Source organism: Bacillus sp. RCC_6_1 (genome assembly GCF_041360755.1).
GTDB lineage: Bacteria > Bacillota > Bacilli > Bacillales > Bacillaceae_G > Bacillus_A > Bacillus_A cereus.
In genome coordinates this window covers 447,772-462,391 of the sequence record NZ_JBFUPV010000001.1, presented here as the reverse complement: position 1 = coordinate 462,391, position 14,620 = coordinate 447,772, and the positions used below count along the sequence as shown (strand labels likewise).

Below are 14,620 nucleotides of genomic sequence, written 5' to 3'. Positions count from 1 at the left end.
CTGTTTATATAAGGAGAAGGTCTAAATGAACAGAGTACTAGCTGTATTTTTTATGATAATGTTTATGATCGGTACAGATACTTTCTTAATTTCACCACTGTTGCCGACATTGCAACAGGTGTATCATGTTTCAACTGAGTTGTCAGGATGGATGGTGAGTTCGTATGCTTTAGGGTATGCTGGATTTGCGCTTGTGGCTGGTCCTATATCAGATGGATTAAACAGAAAAAAAGTAATGGTACTAGGTATGAGTTTTTTTGCAATAAGTACGTTTTTTTGTGGAATTGCACCGAGTTTTTTATGGATGCTAACATTTAGATTTTTAGCAGGTGTAAGTGCAGCTTTTGTATCTCCACAAGTGTGGGCATCTATTCCGCTCCTTATAGAGAAGAAGCAAATTGTGAAAGCAATTGGGGTTGCAACAGCAGGGTTATCAATCTCTCAAATTTTAGGGCTGCCACTGGGAGCTTATTTAGCAACGATACATTATACAATTCCATTCTATTTCATTGGTATATTATCAGCACTACTTGTCATTCTTATTTATGTTGTATTACCAGAAATACAGTCGGTTCATATAGGTGGAAATAAAAAAGCGATTTTACAGCGTTATAAACAATTACTTACAGATTCAAAGGTTTCACTTTCTTATTTTGCATACTTTGTTTTTCAAACCGGAAATTTTGCTGCATTTTCATTTTTTGGTGTATGGCTTTCCATTCAATTTGGCTTACAAGTTCATGAAGTAGGTACAGCTATGCTCGTATTAGGATTAGGAAATTTAATTGGTAATATTTTTGGTCCTAGAATCGTAAATAAAATTGGTTATAACCTTTCTTTCTATGGTGGAATTATATTTACAGCAGTGCTATATGTATTACTTCCTCATGTAAAGAACATTGTATTGGTGGAGTTATTGTTCTTTGCTTTATTTTTTGTGACAGGAATTTTGTTTGTATTAATGATGAGGCACTTACAAAACATGTCTAGTGTAGCAAGAGGAACAGGAGCCGCGCTTGCAAATGCTTCTATGTACATTGGTCAAATGATTGGTGCGGCAATAGCTGGAATGTTATTTGCAATATCTCACAATTTTATACTTATAGGTAGTTTTACTGCGTTACTATATATAGGAGCTTTATTTTTGTTTAGAAAAAGTGAAAAAATTACTGAAAATAGTGAAACAGGAATTGCATCATAAAGCTTGTATAAATATTTCGCAAATCAGAATTAATAAGAGTGTGAATACATGAATGTGCTTTTAATTAAAGTGGTTACTAAAAGTATAGAAATAGTAGAAGAAATGTATTGTAACAAAGTTATGAGGAATCAAAAAATAAAAATCCCTATAAAGATAGGGATTTATATATCGGCATATAGTTCCTTGGAAAAGGATATACTTAGTTTAACATATAGGAGTACTTATAATTGTGAAATAGATGTGAAAGTAATGTGAAAAGTATTGTAATAAAAAGCACTGTTTTAGCTAATGTAGCTAAAACAGTGCTTTTCTCTTTGATTGAACAGTTGCAGCATTTTCATCATGTATACCTGCATCTTTTATAATTCGTTGTTTTGCTTTATTTAATAGATGGTTTACTGCTTCGCCAAAATAGTTAGCTTCGCTTTTTGTGCGGGCTTCTCGTAAACATTTATAGTTTTCTAGCAGTTCCTCTTTTTCGGAGTTTGTTAAGAAATCTTCTATTTTCTTTTTTGTCATACGAAACACCCTTTCTCCTGACAAACGACGCAATAGAAAATATTTATTTCTCATTATAACAATAATTTTAAAAGAAAGTATACACTAACGTCGCAATAATTTGTCAATTTCTTGAATCTTCTCATCAGCTTTCCCAATTTGCGTATTTTTAGCCTGTTCGCCACCAAGAGCTTGATGTAGTAAAAAAGTTTGACCGGAAATAGCAGTTACAATGGATACTTTTATAATTTCTTTTATTGCGGTGACATCGAATAAAACGAGCCCAAGAAGTGCGGCTAGGCTACCAGTAAAAATATCAGTTAAAAATCCAAAATGAAAAAATGTTTTCAAACGGCGTGGAAGCAATAACTTACCTTGGTTATTGATTAGATGGGAAACGAAGCCGGTAATGCCACCAACGAGAACAGCGGTTAGCCATTGATACATTTCCATCGAATCCACTCCTTTTAGTGAATAAGATTCGATTATTTCATATTGATTCCTTTTAATATTTCATATAAGCATATTGAGAAAGTTTGTTTGGGTATATTTTGTATTCAAATTAATTATAACAGAAAATTTAGATAGATTTCAGTCTATTATATGAATCATTTTTACAATAATATGAATGCAGAAAGGGGTGCGTGATATGAATATAGATTATCGAATAAGAAGTGTAGATGGTTATACAAAAAAAATAGGGGAATTAGTAAGCCTGCTTGAGCATACGAGAGCTGTAACATTAGGCGAAGTAAAAAATTTATCAGTTGAGCAATTAGATTTAATTATGCAAAGCAGCGGAAATTCAATTGGCGCCTTATTAAAGCATATAGCAGCTATTGAAAAAGTTCATCAGCTTATTTCATTTCAAGATCGTGACTTTACAAAAGAAGAATTAGAAATATGGGAAGATGCACTGTATTTAGGGGAAGCGGGTAGAGCAATCCGTGGTCATGAAATAAAGTATTATGTACAACTTCTACAAAGTGTTCGAGAAGAATCTCTGAAGTATTTAAGTGAACAAGGTGATGAGTGGCTCATGTTAGAAAGAAAGTGGCCTAACGGTGTAGCATATAACCAGCACTATCTATGGTTTCATGTGCTAGAAGATGAAATTAGTCATCGAGGACAAATTAGAATGCTCAAAAACAAGTTATTTGAAAATTACGTAAAATAATGTAGCTTTTTATAGGAGAATTCCATATAATGAGAATAATTAAAATAAGAACGGGGTGATGTATTATGGCGAAAATAACTTATATGAATAATCAACCAAATACAAAGGTGGATGGAAAGGGCGATATTATATAAGGTAATTCGCAATCCTTCCACTTAGTACAAACTAGGGAGGATATTTATTTGAATCAAAATATTTTAGAATCTTTCGGCTGGGATTCATTTTTTGAAGAACAAGTTACAGAGAAAAATTATGAAGTAGGTCGTATTTTACTTGAGCATAAGCATATATATCGCATTATTTGTAATGATGGTGAATATATGGCAGAACTGTCTGGGAAGTTTCGGCATGAAGCGATTACGAAAGGCGATTATCCAGCAGTTGGTGATTGGGTGTATATAAAGAAAATAGAAGATGAAAAGAAAGCGATTATTCATCGTATTTTCCAGCGAAGAAGCTCTTTCTCAAGACAAGAGGCTGGAACAAGAACAGAAGAACAGATTATAGCAGCAAATGTAGATTATTTATTTTTAGTGAATGCACTTAATCATGATTTTAATGTTAGAAGGATGGAACGTTATTTATTATTAGCGTATGAAAGCGGCGCTATGCCAGTTATTGTTTTAACAAAGAGTAGTATATGTAATGATGTGGAAGAGAAAATTGTAGAAACGGAAGCTATAGCAATTGGTGTTCCTATTTTCGTTGTTGATAGTTTAGAGCATACAGGTATAGATTCGTTGAAACAATTCGTTTCTTCAGGGAAAACAATTGCTTTAGTTGGATCATCAGGGGTAGGAAAGTCAACTTTGTTAAATGCTCTAATAGGAATTGATGTAGCAAAAACGGGAGATATACGTGAAGAGGATAGTAGGGGGAGGCATACGACAACGCATCGAGAATTATTCCAATTGCCTAGTGGCGCTCTCGTGATTGATACGCCTGGCATGAGGGAATTGCAACTTTGGGAAGGCAGCGAAGCGATTCAAACAGCATTCTCTGATATTGAAGAATTTGCGACAACATGTCGTTTCCGTGATTGTAAGCATGAGAATGAACCAGGATGCGCGGTGTATAGTGCAATTGAAAATGGACTTATTACGATAGATCGTTTGAAAAGCTATAAAAAATTACAAAGAGAACTGGCGTATTTTATGAGGAAACAAGATGCAATCCTTGCCAGAGCAGAGCGTGATAAATGGAAGAAAATTTCTAAACAACATAAAAAAATGTAAAAACCAAAGGGGCCCCTTTGGTTTTTTCTATTTGTAAATTTTATAATAATATTATTCGTATATATAGACAAAAGGAAATTAATTGTTTAAACTTTACAAAGTATTCACCATAATAGGTTATGAAAATAATAATTAGGGAACGGGAAATATTCATAATTAACTCAATTTAACTTTTAAATTTGAAAATTAGGAGGTTCATAATGGGTAAACTATTAAATTTGTTTCGTGATATGAAAGTAGCAAAAAAGCTATTAATTTCATTCTTTGTAATTTTAATTGCAGCCGTTTCTATAATCGGGGGCATGTCTTATCAAACTGCTAAAAAGAATTTTGAATCACAAATTACGAGTAGTGCTAACGATAATATAAAAATATTAGATAATTTAATCAATCAAATGATTGAAGCAAAATTTAACGATGTGAATAACTTTGCACGAGTAATTCAAGGGAATATGTATCAAGGGGATAATCAGGATGAGCTAAGAAAGACATTATCTCAGTATATCAATTTGAATATAGATGTTGAACAAGTGTATGTTGCCGGTAATGATAAGAAATTTGTACAGGAACCAAATATACAAATGGCAGCAGATTATGATCCAACAACACGACCTTGGTATAAAGATGCAGTGGCAAAACAAGGTGGTATTGTTGTTAGCGAGCCATATAAGGCAAAAGGAAATGGACATATTGTCGTAACGATTGCAAAACAAACAGAAGATAAAAATGGGGTTGTTGCGCTAGATTTAAGTTTAGACAATTTATTAAAAACAACAAAGTTAATCAATATTGGTAAAAAAGGATATGCCTTCATTTTAGATGGAAAGCAAAAAATCATTGCTCATCCACAAGAAAAATCAGGGGATAAAGCAGCTGATTCTTGGGCAAAGAAAATTTATGAAGATAATCATGGTGCTTTTACATATTCTTATGGTGGTAGTGAAAAGAATATGGTATTTGCTACAAACGTAAAAACAGGTTGGAAAATTGGTGGGACGATGTACGCAACTGAAGTAATTGAAGCTGCTCAACCTGTATTTTATAATATGTTAATTGTTATGCTTATTTCGTTAGTAGTAGGTGGAGTACTTATTTATTTTGTGACACTTTCAATTACGAAGCCTTTAAAGAGATTAGTTATCACTTCTAAAGAAATAAGTGAAGGGGATTTAACGCAAACAATTGAAATTCATTCTAATGATGAAATTGGTCAACTTGCGAAAGGTTTTAACGAGATGACAAATTCATTACGGACGTTAATTGGAAGGATTAACACTTCGGCAGGACATGTTGCAGCAGCATCAGAAGAACTAACTGCAAGTGTAAGACAAGCGAGTGAAGCAACTGAGCAAATTACAACAGCAATGGATGAAATATCAAGTGGGGCAACGACGCAAACAACAAGTGTAGAAAATGGTGCTATGTTACTGTTTGATGTAACGGAAGGAATTCAGCATGTAGCAAATAGTTCATCATCTATTAATATCGCTTCTGCTCATACTCGTGAAAAAGCAGAAGATGGTGGGAAACTAGTAGGAAGAACAGTAAACCAGATGCAGTCTATTGCAGAATCGGTTTCACAATCAGATGCTGTTATACAGTTATTAAATAATAAATCAAAACAAATTGGTGATATATTGGAAGTAATTCAAAACATTGCAGATCAAACAAATCTTCTAGCTTTAAATGCGGCAATTGAAGCGGCAAGAGCTGGTGAACATGGAAGAGGTTTTGCAATTGTTGCAGATGAAGTACGTAAATTGGCAGAGCAGTCTAGCATATCTTCCAGTGAAATTAGTAAATTAATAGGCGAAATACAAGACGATATGGGTAAGACAGTCAAATCAATGAATCATGTAAATGAAGAAGTTCAATCTGGACTTGTTATTGCAAATGAAACGAAGCAAAATTTTGCTGAAATTTTACAATCTACAAATGAAATAGCTAATCAAATTAAGACGATGGTTGAAACGGCTAATGGAATGTCAAAAGGGGCAAATGAAGTATCTATTTCAGTAGGACAAATTGCAATGACAGCACAAAATAATGCGACAAGCACACAAAATGTTGCGGCTTCAGCTGAAGAACAGCTAGCTTCGATGGAGGAAATTGGATCAGCGGCGGGTACGCTATCTCAAATGGCTGAAGAATTGCAAGTATTAATTGAGAGATTTAAAGTTTAATAGAGAACAGACTCCCCCTAGTAGCATTATGACACTAGAGGGTAGTCTGTTTTATTATGTAAAATCAAATGGAGATGTAAACTTCCTTTATGACGTTTAAAATGGTATTTTGCATAATATTTGTCGAAAAATAGAGGTGTTTGTTAGCTTTGTGTATAATTATTAACCTATAGAATACAAATAAAAGGAGAGTATTATGGGAGTGTATTGGGGGACAAAAAGACATTCTTGGCTTAGTTACGTCTCATTTTGGCTAAGTATTTCATTTTTTATTGTTTTTCTAATTGAAGTGTTTATATTAAAAACACTTTCGAATAGCTCGGTGCAAATTGTTAAATATTTTTATTTTATACTTGTACCAGTAAATATTTTTCTTAGTTTAAAGTTACTATTTAAGAAGAATGAAAAGAAAGCGTTACCTATTTTTAGTTTCATTGTCTCATTATTATTTGCAATTTTAATAATCGTATTAGTTTTAGCAGCTATAGGGAAGTTCTTTTAAGGGGAGTGGTATAAGTCACTCTCCTTTTTTATTTGTGGTAGTCTTACTATATGTAAAAGTGTGAATGCTGTGAGCTAATAAAAGCGGAGAGTAGACAATATTTGCATGGATTAAAGTCTGTCGTTATTTGAACTTGTAAGAGTGTATGGAGTAATGAGGTAATATACATAATAATGGAGATAGAATTAGTTATTTTATAAGTGTGTATGAAGCAAATGAATACGGTAAGAACGGTGATATATGGTACAATAGCTATGGATAGTGATAGAGATAAAGGGTATATAAAATACTCATCGTTTTTTAGTAAGAGAGGGGTTATCTTATGCTATACGAGGATTTGGAGACATTATTTCAAACAGCTCCGAAAGAAGATAGAGGCGGATGGAAATATATAATCCAAGAACAAAATGATACATTTAAAATTGGTGATGAAATACTGAAAAATCAAATGAGTGTCGAATTGTATTTTAATGAATACGATGAGGTGAAAATCACTTTATATAAAGATGGAATTCCCATTACGACTATGCAAAAAATTACGATTTCAAAAGTTGAATTAGACGAAGATGAAGAAGGTATTCAATTTGTTTTAGAACGCATGCCTAGTCGAATGATTCGGTTGCAGTTAAAGCCGTATTTAGCATTAGAAATGGGACCGTACTGGGAAGTATGTGATGATTGTGAATGAACATAAAAAAGCATCCAATAACATGGATGCTTTTTTATGTTTTTTGAAGTTGTTTAAACGCAATGATTGGAAGTATAACAATACTTACCCATCCGATGATAGGATATAGAATGTGAAGTAAGTCACTGTAACCGATGTAACTAAAGCAATAACTAATTAGTAAAATGAAGAAAATAATATTGTGATTTTTCCACCCAGTAATAGATTGCATCTGTTTTGTCATTCCGAACACATTACCAACTAAAGTTGTGAAAACTTCACCGAAAATAATGAGAACGAAGAAGAAGTGAAAAGTTGCATTAAATCTTCTTATGACTTCAGCCATTGGGATATTATATTGATAAAATTGATCGACTGATAAGATTGCTAAATGGCTGCATAATAAAATTAAAGAAAGTCCAGCACCACCTAAAATCCCACCCCAAAAAATGGCTTTTCGATCCTTTACTTCACTGGCTAATGGGACGAGAACACTTTGGGCGAGAGAAAGGTTTAAGGCGACATATGTAATAGGGCTAGTAATCCATTTCATATTCCAGCTCTCTGCAGGAATAGTGTTATTAATAGGAGGTGTACCGTGAAAAAAGGTTGTAATAGCAAGTCCTATAATAAAAATCATCATAATAGGTACGACAAGTGTATTTACTTCAAAAACACCTTGTAACCCGCGGCTACTTATAATGAGACAAGCGATAACTGTAATGAGAATACCGAGTTGTCTTGGTAAGCGAAGTTGCTCTTCAAATACTGCACCGGCCCCTGATAACATAACGCTCGTTACGCCGAATAAAACGAGTAATAATAATGTGTTTACAACATTCCCAAATACATCCCCAAATAAATATTTGTTAAATTCTTGCGCTGAAAATGCCCCGATTTGTGATGAAAGTAACATCATCTTTGTGCCAAGCCAAATAAAAAAAAATCCACTTACACATATGCCAATTGTCCCGTATAATCCATTCACTGTGAAAAATTCAACAATTTCTCGTCCAGTAGCAAATCCAGCTCCAACGACAGTTCCGATATAAGTAGCAGCTACTTTCTTTGCTACTTGCCATTGTTGATTGTCCATGTTATCCCTCTTTCTACTATGATGAGCTTGATGTACTATTATGCATATGTATGAGCTTGGACAATTAGACGTATGAAGTGGTTGAAAAAATACATGAATTAAATGATATTAGGGAAGCATTAAAGGTGTTAAAACTTTGTTACATATAAGCCAATTGTTCGAAAGGAAAGGGAATGTATGGTAAAATGTAATTAAGTTATTAAAAGATAAACATTACAAAATGATAAGAGGAGTGATTGTATGAGTACGAAAACAAATGTTGTTGAAGTATTAAACAAGCAGGTAGCAAACTGGAATGTGTTATATGTTAAATTACATAATTATCACTGGTATGTGACAGGGCCACACTTCTTTACATTACATGAGAAATTTGAAGAGTTTTATAATGAGGCTGGAACGTATATTGATGAGTTAGCAGAACGTATTTTAGCTTTAGAAGGTAAACCATTAGCGACAATGAAAGAATATCTCGCAACATCTAGTGTCAGCGAAGGGACAAGCAAAGAATCTGCAGAAGAAATGGTGCAAACATTAGTGAATGATTATTCTGCACTTATTCAAGAATTAAAAGAAGGTATGGAAGTTGCGGGTGAAGCTGGCGATGAAACATCAGCTGACATGCTGTTAGCAATTCATACAACATTAGAACAGCATGTATGGATGCTAAGTGCATTCTTAAAATAACGATAAATATATAGAAACCCATTGAAAAATTATTTCAATGGGTTTTTTTATGATTTTTCAGTTTTCTTTTATGCTATAATATAGTAAAAAGGAGGCGATGCGATGTTTCGCTTTTTCAGAACTGGAAAAGAAGAGCGGGAAATTACGAAAGATGAATTAGAACAAGCGATGGCTCAGTTTTTAGAAACGAATGCTAATATCGTTTATACAGTATTAGTAAATGATGATTATACAGTAAATTATGATTTGTTAAAACCATATTTACCTGCATTTCCAACAAATGTTTTTCTCATAACGAAGGAAACGCTTGAGGTATTTGAACATACAGCAGAAAATTTAAACCTAGTGAAAGAAATTGATGTCGTACAAAAAGCAGTAGATCAATACGTAACAGAAAAAGAAATGTTCCCAATTGTTGAAGGTAGCGAAGATCGCCTCATATGTGGAATGAAATTAGGACCTTACTTAAATCGTAGCTTAAAAAGAGACTTATATATTTCAGAAAAACATTATTTAGTTTCAAGTAAACCAGATAGAAAAAAACAAAAGAGTGGGTAGACGTAATGAAAACAACAATACATATATTGTTGTCTTTTTTTGTTTGTTAAAATATTGATTTTTCAGTCTATTCTTATTTATACTAAATGTATTGGACAGGGAAGAGCAACTATTAAGCATCATTCTGAGAATAAGGTATTGTTAGCGTGGGTTATACAAAGTGGTATAAAGATTCGCAAACAAATATTATAAAAGGTTTCGGGGGAATTGGTACATGAAAAATAGTATGACTTACATTCAATTATTAAATGAAACGTTACGTTGTTATGCAAATAAAGGAAGTTTTGAAGCGTACAATTATATAATGGAAAACGCTACAGGTGTAATAGGGAATGAGGCGCAAATATATAATTTTAAGTATGCACTCGCAAGTGCATCGGGACTTGAAAAAGAAGCATTACATTTAATGAGAGAGGCCATTATAGAAAAGGGATTCTGGTATGGAAATGAGTATTTAATTTCCGACGAAGATTTAAAATCACTACATAAATTTGAAGAATTTCATACAATGGTGCAATTATGTAAAGAAAGAGAAGAATTAGCACATAAAAAGGAAAGACCAGATGTGAAATATATATACAGTAAGAAAGAGGGAAATCTACTACTTACATTGCATGGTAACCAAGAAAATATACAAATAGTAGAACCATATTGGAAATCTGTTTTGATACAAGATTATATGTTAGCTTTACCACAGTCTTCACAAATTGAGTTTTCAGATGGATTTGTTTGGGAGGATATAGAGAGAGGGAAAGAGGAATTAAAAGAGCATTACAATAAGTTTATAGAAAATCATACAGTAGAAAGTGTAATCATTGGTGGTTTTTCTGCAGGGGCGAGAGTAGCTTTATATACGATTTTACAACAAGATATAAATGTAGATGGTTTTGTTTTTATGGCACCATGGCTTCCCGAGATTGAAGAATGGGATGAGTTGCTAAGAGTGCTGAAGGATAAACATATAAAAGGATATATAGTATGCGGGGATCAAGATGAAGATTGTTTCGAATCCACGCAGCAATTTGTACAACTATTAAGAGAGAAAAATATAGAACATAAGTATAAAGTTGTGCCTGACTTAGATCATGATTATCCTATTAACTTTGAAGAGCTATTAAAAGAAGCTATTGAATATATAGGAAATGAAAACAATAAGTAGTAAGAAAAAGAGATGCATCACATGTGATGCATCTCTTTTTAGAATTATAAATTAAAAGCATTTGCTAGTAAGCGATAAGACTTTAATTTATGTTCAAATTGATGGGTAATACTGACAATCATAAATTCGTCAGTATTGTATGCTTTGCTTAAGTTTATTATTTTTTCTTTTACAGAAGACGGATCACCAACAATCATACGTTGACGATTTTCTTTTATACGGAATAAATCATAAGCACTGTATGAATAATTTTGAGCAGTTTCAATAGAAGGTGTACCAGTAGTTCGTTTTCCTTGCTCTAATAATAAGATTGATAAATCTAAACTAGAAGCAATTTTTTCCGCTTCTTCATTTGTTTCTCCGCATATAACAAAGATGGCAACGATTGAATCAGGCTTATCTCCTAAAAATGAAGGTTGATATTGTTCTTGGTAAGCCCTCATAACTTCAGGGCCTCCGAAGCCATTAATAAATTGTGCAAATGCGAAAGAAGCTCCGTTGTTTGCAGCAATTTTAGCGCTCTCTCCGCTAGAACCGAGCATCCACATTTCAGGAGATGTTGGGATAACTGGAGTGGCTTTTAAGTTTGCATAGTGATGGTTTTCTGGTATTTGATCATGTAAGTACATTGCAACGTCTGCAATTTGTTCTGGATATTGATCAAGTGAGACCATTTTCCCTTCTTGAAGTGCGCGAGTTGCTATTGGCATACCACCAGGTGCTCTACCAACACCGAGATCGATGCGGTTCGGATACAATGCTTCTAGAACACGGAAATTCTCAGCAACTTTATATGGGCTATAATGCGGTAACATAACACCACCTGAACCGACTCTAATACGGTCCGTTTTTGCGGCAATATGAGAAATAAGTATTTCTGGACTTGAACCAGCTAAGCTTACGGAATTATGATGTTCGGATACCCAAAAACGTGTGAATCCGAGTTTTTCAACTTCTTGTGCAAGCGTAACTGTATGTGAAAAAGCTTGGGCTGCTGTGCTACCATCTGAAATAGGTGATTGGTCTAATACACTTAACTTGATCATAGAATATACCTCTCAATCTTAATGTACATCCTATTATATATTTACTTATGAAAAATGCGTAGTGAAATGCTCAAAATGAAAAGCGGATAATCTTATTTCCGCTTTTAACGAGAAAATCCGCGTTCATAATGATTCATTTCGACTAGATTTAAAATATATTCATAGTTGTCAATTTCACGCTTTAGTTGTTCACGTTCTTTTTCAGATAGTGTCATATTGCTAAGTTTTTTACATAAGTTTTGTTTCTTTAATTCTAAATGTTTTTTTGTAGCATCGTAGTCATAAGTATGTTTCATTTTTAACCACTCCTTCTTTGTAGTTGCTATATTATACGAAGTATAAAGAAAAGTGAGATCTGTCTCTTATGTACTTTTAGTGAATATTCAAATTGCAATGGTGTTATGTTTATGGGGATTTATGAATAAAATGCACTAAACCACTAACGTCCATTTGATGAAGTAAGGGGTGGAATTGTGCAGAAAGATATAATGTATAACACTGAAATGGATGAAGCGTTAAAAGTTATAGATAAAGGATTGAAGAAGACGATAAGCCCAAAACAGATTATTGTAGTGGGAGCTGGTATGGCTGGGTTAGTTTCAGCATCTTTATTAAAGGCTGCAGGACATGATGTGAAAATTTTTGAAGCAAATAACCGGGTAGGTGGCCGTATAGAAACAGTGAGAATGGAAGATACCGGATTATATTTAGATGTTGGAGCAATGAGAATTCCGTATTCGCATACATTAACGATGGCATATATAAGAAAATTTGGGCTACAGGTGAGTCCTTTTATTAATAGGAATGAGACGGATATTATATACGTAAATGGACGGAAAACGACGTTAAAACAATATGAAAAAGATCCAAGTATTCTAAGATATCCTGTGGAAATGAATGAAGTTGGAAAAACGTCAGAGGAATTATTATTGTTAGCGGTACAGCCCATTATAAATTTTATAAAAAAGAACCCAGAAAAAAATTGGGATATTGTTGTAAAGGATTTTGGGAGATACTCTACTGGACAATTTTTAAAGTATCATCCTTATCAGTATAATACTTACTTTTCGCCAGTAACAATTGAGATGATTGGTGTTTTATTAGATTTAGAAGGTTTTTTGGAACGATCGTTTGTAGAGACTTTACGCTTTCTATATATTATGCAAGAGGAGAGCGGATTTTGTGAAATTGTGGGCGGGAATGATAGATTGCCAAAGTCATTTTTACCGCAATTAGAAGAGAATATTATATATAATCAAAAATTAATGAAGTTACATCAACACGATAATGGTGTGACAGCTTTCTATCGGAACGAGGAAACTTTTGAATATAGTAGTATTACAGGAGATTTAGTTATTGTTACCATTCCGTTTTCGACAATGCGTTTTGTAGAAGTAGATCCGTTTGATTCTATATCTCATGAAAAATGGAAAGCAATTCGTGAATTACATTATATGCCTGCGACGAAAATAGGAATTCAATTTAAAAGCCGATTTTGGGAAGAACAAGGACAATTAGGTGGCAGAATTATAACAGATTTGCCAATTCGTTATGCCTATTATCCAAGTTATGGAATTGGGGAGAAAGGACCGGCTATGATGTTAGGTAGCTATACATGGTCTTATGACGCGTTGTTATGGGATGGTTTATCAAAAGGGGATCGTATTTATTACGCATTACACAACTTAGCAACAATATTAGGTGGTCAAGTGTATGATGAGTTCATATCTGGAATTTCAAAAAGCTGGACATTGGATCCGTATGCGCTTGGAGGATTTGCACTTTTTCAAGCAGGTCAAGAATCTGAGCTGCAACCAGCGATTGTCAAACCAGAGGGGAGAATATTCTTCGCTGGAGATCATACAACGCTATATCACGGATGGATTCAAGGTGCGATTGAATCTGGAATTCGTGTAGCGGTGGAAGTGAATGAGTAAAAGGTTTTCAATTCAGAAAATTCTTTACTATATAACTTCAGATGGATATTATTATATATAAAAGAAATATAGGGAGTGTTTACAGTGAATCCATTATTATTCGATTTTCCTTCTGAATTTTATACTGACAGACTTTTTATTCGAATGCCGAAACCAGGAGATGGTAAAGTTGTATATGATGCAATTCAGGCTTCAATACAAGAACTAAAACCTTGGATGGTGTTTGCACAAAAAGAGCAAACAGAGCAAGAAGTAGAAGAAAGTATTAGAAAATCACATATTCAATTTTTGCAACGTGAGGATTTAAGATTATTAGTATTTTCGAAAGAAACAGGTGAATTTATTGCTTCAGCCGGATTACATCGTATTAATTGGGATATACCTCAATTTGAAATCGGATATTGGATTGATACAAGGTTTAGCGGAAAAGGCTATATGGTAGAGGCTGCGAAAGGTATAACGGATTACGCTTTTTCTGAATTAAAAGCAAACCGTGTAGAAATTCGTTGTGATTCTTTAAATAAGAAGAGTAGAGCGATACCTGAGAAATTAGGTTTTAAGTTAGAAGGTACGTTAGAAAGTGCGAGTGTTGCGGTAGATGGAAACGGATTAAGAGATATGTGTGTATTTGCCATGACTAGAAATACATATGAAAAAGAAGAGCTGTAAGAAAACAG

At 33.6% G+C, this 14,620-nt stretch carries 17 protein-coding genes; 12 read left to right on the top strand and 5 right to left on the bottom strand.

All coding sequences use genetic code 11. The annotated features are described in order from the left end of the window. Window positions 1-25: 25 nt before the first annotated feature. Both AB6801_RS02310 and AB6801_RS02305 read left to right on the top strand, forming a co-directional pair. Window positions 26-1,201 carry an MFS transporter gene (locus tag AB6801_RS02310; RefSeq protein WP_001082497.1) on the top strand — a complete coding sequence of 392 codons (1,176 nt, stop codon included), beginning with the start codon at window positions 26-28 and terminating at the stop codon, window positions 1,199-1,201. A 48-nt stretch (window positions 1,202-1,249) separates the two neighbouring features. After that, the gene (locus AB6801_RS02305; RefSeq protein WP_001101742.1) at window positions 1,250-1,456 is read left to right on the top strand and encodes a hypothetical protein; all 207 of its coding nucleotides are present in this window, start codon (window positions 1,250-1,252) and stop codon (window positions 1,454-1,456) included. A 39-nt stretch (window positions 1,457-1,495) separates the two neighbouring features. Here the strand turns inward: AB6801_RS02305 and AB6801_RS02300 are convergent, their stop codons facing one another. Both AB6801_RS02300 and AB6801_RS02295 read right to left on the bottom strand, forming a co-directional pair. After that, complete coding sequence (locus AB6801_RS02300; protein ID WP_000162602.1) at window positions 1,496-1,720, bottom strand: hypothetical protein; 225 nt, start codon at window positions 1,718-1,720, stop codon at window positions 1,496-1,498. 84 nt (window positions 1,721-1,804) lie between these two features. Beyond that, a complete protein-coding gene (locus AB6801_RS02295; protein ID WP_000426317.1) occupies window positions 1,805-2,152 on the bottom strand; it encodes a DUF4257 domain-containing protein in 348 nt (115 codons plus the stop codon). 196 nt (window positions 2,153-2,348) lie between these two features. Between AB6801_RS02295 and AB6801_RS02290 the strand changes: the two genes are divergently transcribed. The 5 genes from AB6801_RS02290 (at window position 2,349) to AB6801_RS02270 (ending at window position 7,484) form a co-directional block, all read left to right on the top strand. Next, window positions 2,349-2,876 carry a DinB family protein gene (locus AB6801_RS02290; protein WP_087875230.1) on the top strand — a complete coding sequence of 176 codons (528 nt, stop codon included), beginning with the start codon at window positions 2,349-2,351 and terminating at the stop codon, window positions 2,874-2,876. A gap of 182 nt (window positions 2,877-3,058) precedes the next feature. Then, on the top strand, window positions 3,059-4,111 hold the full coding sequence (gene rsgA, locus AB6801_RS02285) for a ribosome small subunit-dependent GTPase A (protein ID WP_001073074.1): 1,053 nt from the start codon (window positions 3,059-3,061) through the stop codon (window positions 4,109-4,111). 200 nt (window positions 4,112-4,311) lie between these two features. Further along, window positions 4,312-6,294 (top strand): methyl-accepting chemotaxis protein, encoded by a 1,983-nt coding sequence (locus AB6801_RS02280; RefSeq protein WP_000517294.1) that lies wholly within the window; start codon window positions 4,312-4,314, stop codon window positions 6,292-6,294. A 196-nt stretch (window positions 6,295-6,490) separates the two neighbouring features. After that, window positions 6,491-6,796 carry a hypothetical protein gene (locus tag AB6801_RS02275; RefSeq protein WP_000539571.1) on the top strand — a complete coding sequence of 102 codons (306 nt, stop codon included), beginning with the start codon at window positions 6,491-6,493 and terminating at the stop codon, window positions 6,794-6,796. 322 nt (window positions 6,797-7,118) lie between these two features. Next, a complete protein-coding gene (locus AB6801_RS02270; protein ID WP_000965059.1) occupies window positions 7,119-7,484 on the top strand; it encodes a DUF3979 family protein in 366 nt (121 codons plus the stop codon). A gap of 34 nt (window positions 7,485-7,518) precedes the next feature. Here AB6801_RS02270 and AB6801_RS02265 read toward each other — a convergent pair whose 3' ends face one another. Further along, window positions 7,519-8,559, bottom strand: coding sequence for a YkvI family membrane protein (locus AB6801_RS02265; protein ID WP_000370203.1), 1,041 nt, complete (start codon window positions 8,557-8,559; stop codon window positions 7,519-7,521). A gap of 240 nt (window positions 8,560-8,799) precedes the next feature. Between AB6801_RS02265 and AB6801_RS02260 the strand changes: the two genes are divergently transcribed. The 3 genes from AB6801_RS02260 (at window position 8,800) to AB6801_RS02250 (ending at window position 10,960) form a co-directional block, all read left to right on the top strand. After that, on the top strand, window positions 8,800-9,243 hold the full coding sequence (locus AB6801_RS02260) for a Dps family protein (RefSeq protein ID WP_000105199.1): 444 nt from the start codon (window positions 8,800-8,802) through the stop codon (window positions 9,241-9,243). Window positions 9,244-9,345: 102 nt separating this feature from the next. Continuing rightward, window positions 9,346-9,801, top strand: a complete 456-nt coding sequence (locus AB6801_RS02255; RefSeq protein WP_000488206.1) for a DUF3939 domain-containing protein — start codon at window positions 9,346-9,348, stop codon at window positions 9,799-9,801. Window positions 9,802-10,015: 214 nt separating this feature from the next. Then, window positions 10,016-10,960: an alpha/beta hydrolase gene (locus AB6801_RS02250; protein WP_000798319.1), complete on the top strand. Its 945-nt coding sequence runs from the start codon at window positions 10,016-10,018 to the stop codon at window positions 10,958-10,960. Between the two features lie 44 nt (window positions 10,961-11,004). On the opposite strand, the gene AB6801_RS02245 is transcribed toward AB6801_RS02250, so the two are convergent. Then, entirely contained in the window at window positions 11,005-12,006 is a 1,002-nt protein-coding gene (locus tag AB6801_RS02245) for an LLM class flavin-dependent oxidoreductase (RefSeq protein ID WP_097999040.1), read from the bottom strand. Window positions 12,007-12,110: 104 nt separating this feature from the next. Further along, complete coding sequence (locus AB6801_RS02240; RefSeq protein WP_000683359.1) at window positions 12,111-12,302, bottom strand: DUF3896 family protein; 192 nt, start codon at window positions 12,300-12,302, stop codon at window positions 12,111-12,113. 177 nt (window positions 12,303-12,479) lie between these two features. Between AB6801_RS02240 and AB6801_RS02235 the strand changes: the two genes are divergently transcribed. Further along, a complete protein-coding gene (locus AB6801_RS02235; RefSeq protein ID WP_048568920.1) occupies window positions 12,480-13,943 on the top strand; it encodes a flavin monoamine oxidase family protein in 1,464 nt (487 codons plus the stop codon). A gap of 84 nt (window positions 13,944-14,027) precedes the next feature. After that, entirely contained in the window at window positions 14,028-14,612 is a 585-nt protein-coding gene (locus tag AB6801_RS02230; RefSeq protein ID WP_001068750.1) for a GNAT family N-acetyltransferase, read from the top strand. The last annotated feature ends 8 nt before the right edge of the window (window positions 14,613-14,620 follow it).

Coding starts and splice junctions, on each gene's coding strand:
- AB6801_RS02310 (WP_001082497.1), top strand. CDS start 26: ATGAACAGAGTACTAGCTGTATTTTTTATGATAATGTTTATGATCGGT.
- AB6801_RS02305 (WP_001101742.1), top strand. CDS start 1,250: ATGAATGTGCTTTTAATTAAAGTGGTTACTAAAAGTATAGAAATAGTA.
- AB6801_RS02300 (WP_000162602.1), bottom strand. CDS start 1,720: ATGACAAAAAAGAAAATAGAAGATTTCTTAACAAACTCCGAAAAAGAG.
- AB6801_RS02295 (WP_000426317.1), bottom strand. CDS start 2,152: ATGGAAATGTATCAATGGCTAACCGCTGTTCTCGTTGGTGGCATTACC.
- AB6801_RS02290 (WP_087875230.1), top strand. CDS start 2,349: ATGAATATAGATTATCGAATAAGAAGTGTAGATGGTTATACAAAAAAA.
- AB6801_RS02280 (WP_000517294.1), top strand. CDS start 4,312: ATGGGTAAACTATTAAATTTGTTTCGTGATATGAAAGTAGCAAAAAAG.
- AB6801_RS02275 (WP_000539571.1), top strand. CDS start 6,491: ATGGGAGTGTATTGGGGGACAAAAAGACATTCTTGGCTTAGTTACGTC.
- AB6801_RS02270 (WP_000965059.1), top strand. CDS start 7,119: ATGCTATACGAGGATTTGGAGACATTATTTCAAACAGCTCCGAAAGAA.
- AB6801_RS02265 (WP_000370203.1), bottom strand. CDS start 8,559: ATGGACAATCAACAATGGCAAGTAGCAAAGAAAGTAGCTGCTACTTAT.
- AB6801_RS02260 (WP_000105199.1), top strand. CDS start 8,800: ATGAGTACGAAAACAAATGTTGTTGAAGTATTAAACAAGCAGGTAGCA.
- AB6801_RS02255 (WP_000488206.1), top strand. CDS start 9,346: ATGTTTCGCTTTTTCAGAACTGGAAAAGAAGAGCGGGAAATTACGAAA.
- AB6801_RS02250 (WP_000798319.1), top strand. CDS start 10,016: ATGAAAAATAGTATGACTTACATTCAATTATTAAATGAAACGTTACGT.
- AB6801_RS02245 (WP_097999040.1), bottom strand. CDS start 12,006: ATGATCAAGTTAAGTGTATTAGACCAATCACCTATTTCAGATGGTAGC.
- AB6801_RS02240 (WP_000683359.1), bottom strand. CDS start 12,302: ATGAAACATACTTATGACTACGATGCTACAAAAAAACATTTAGAATTA.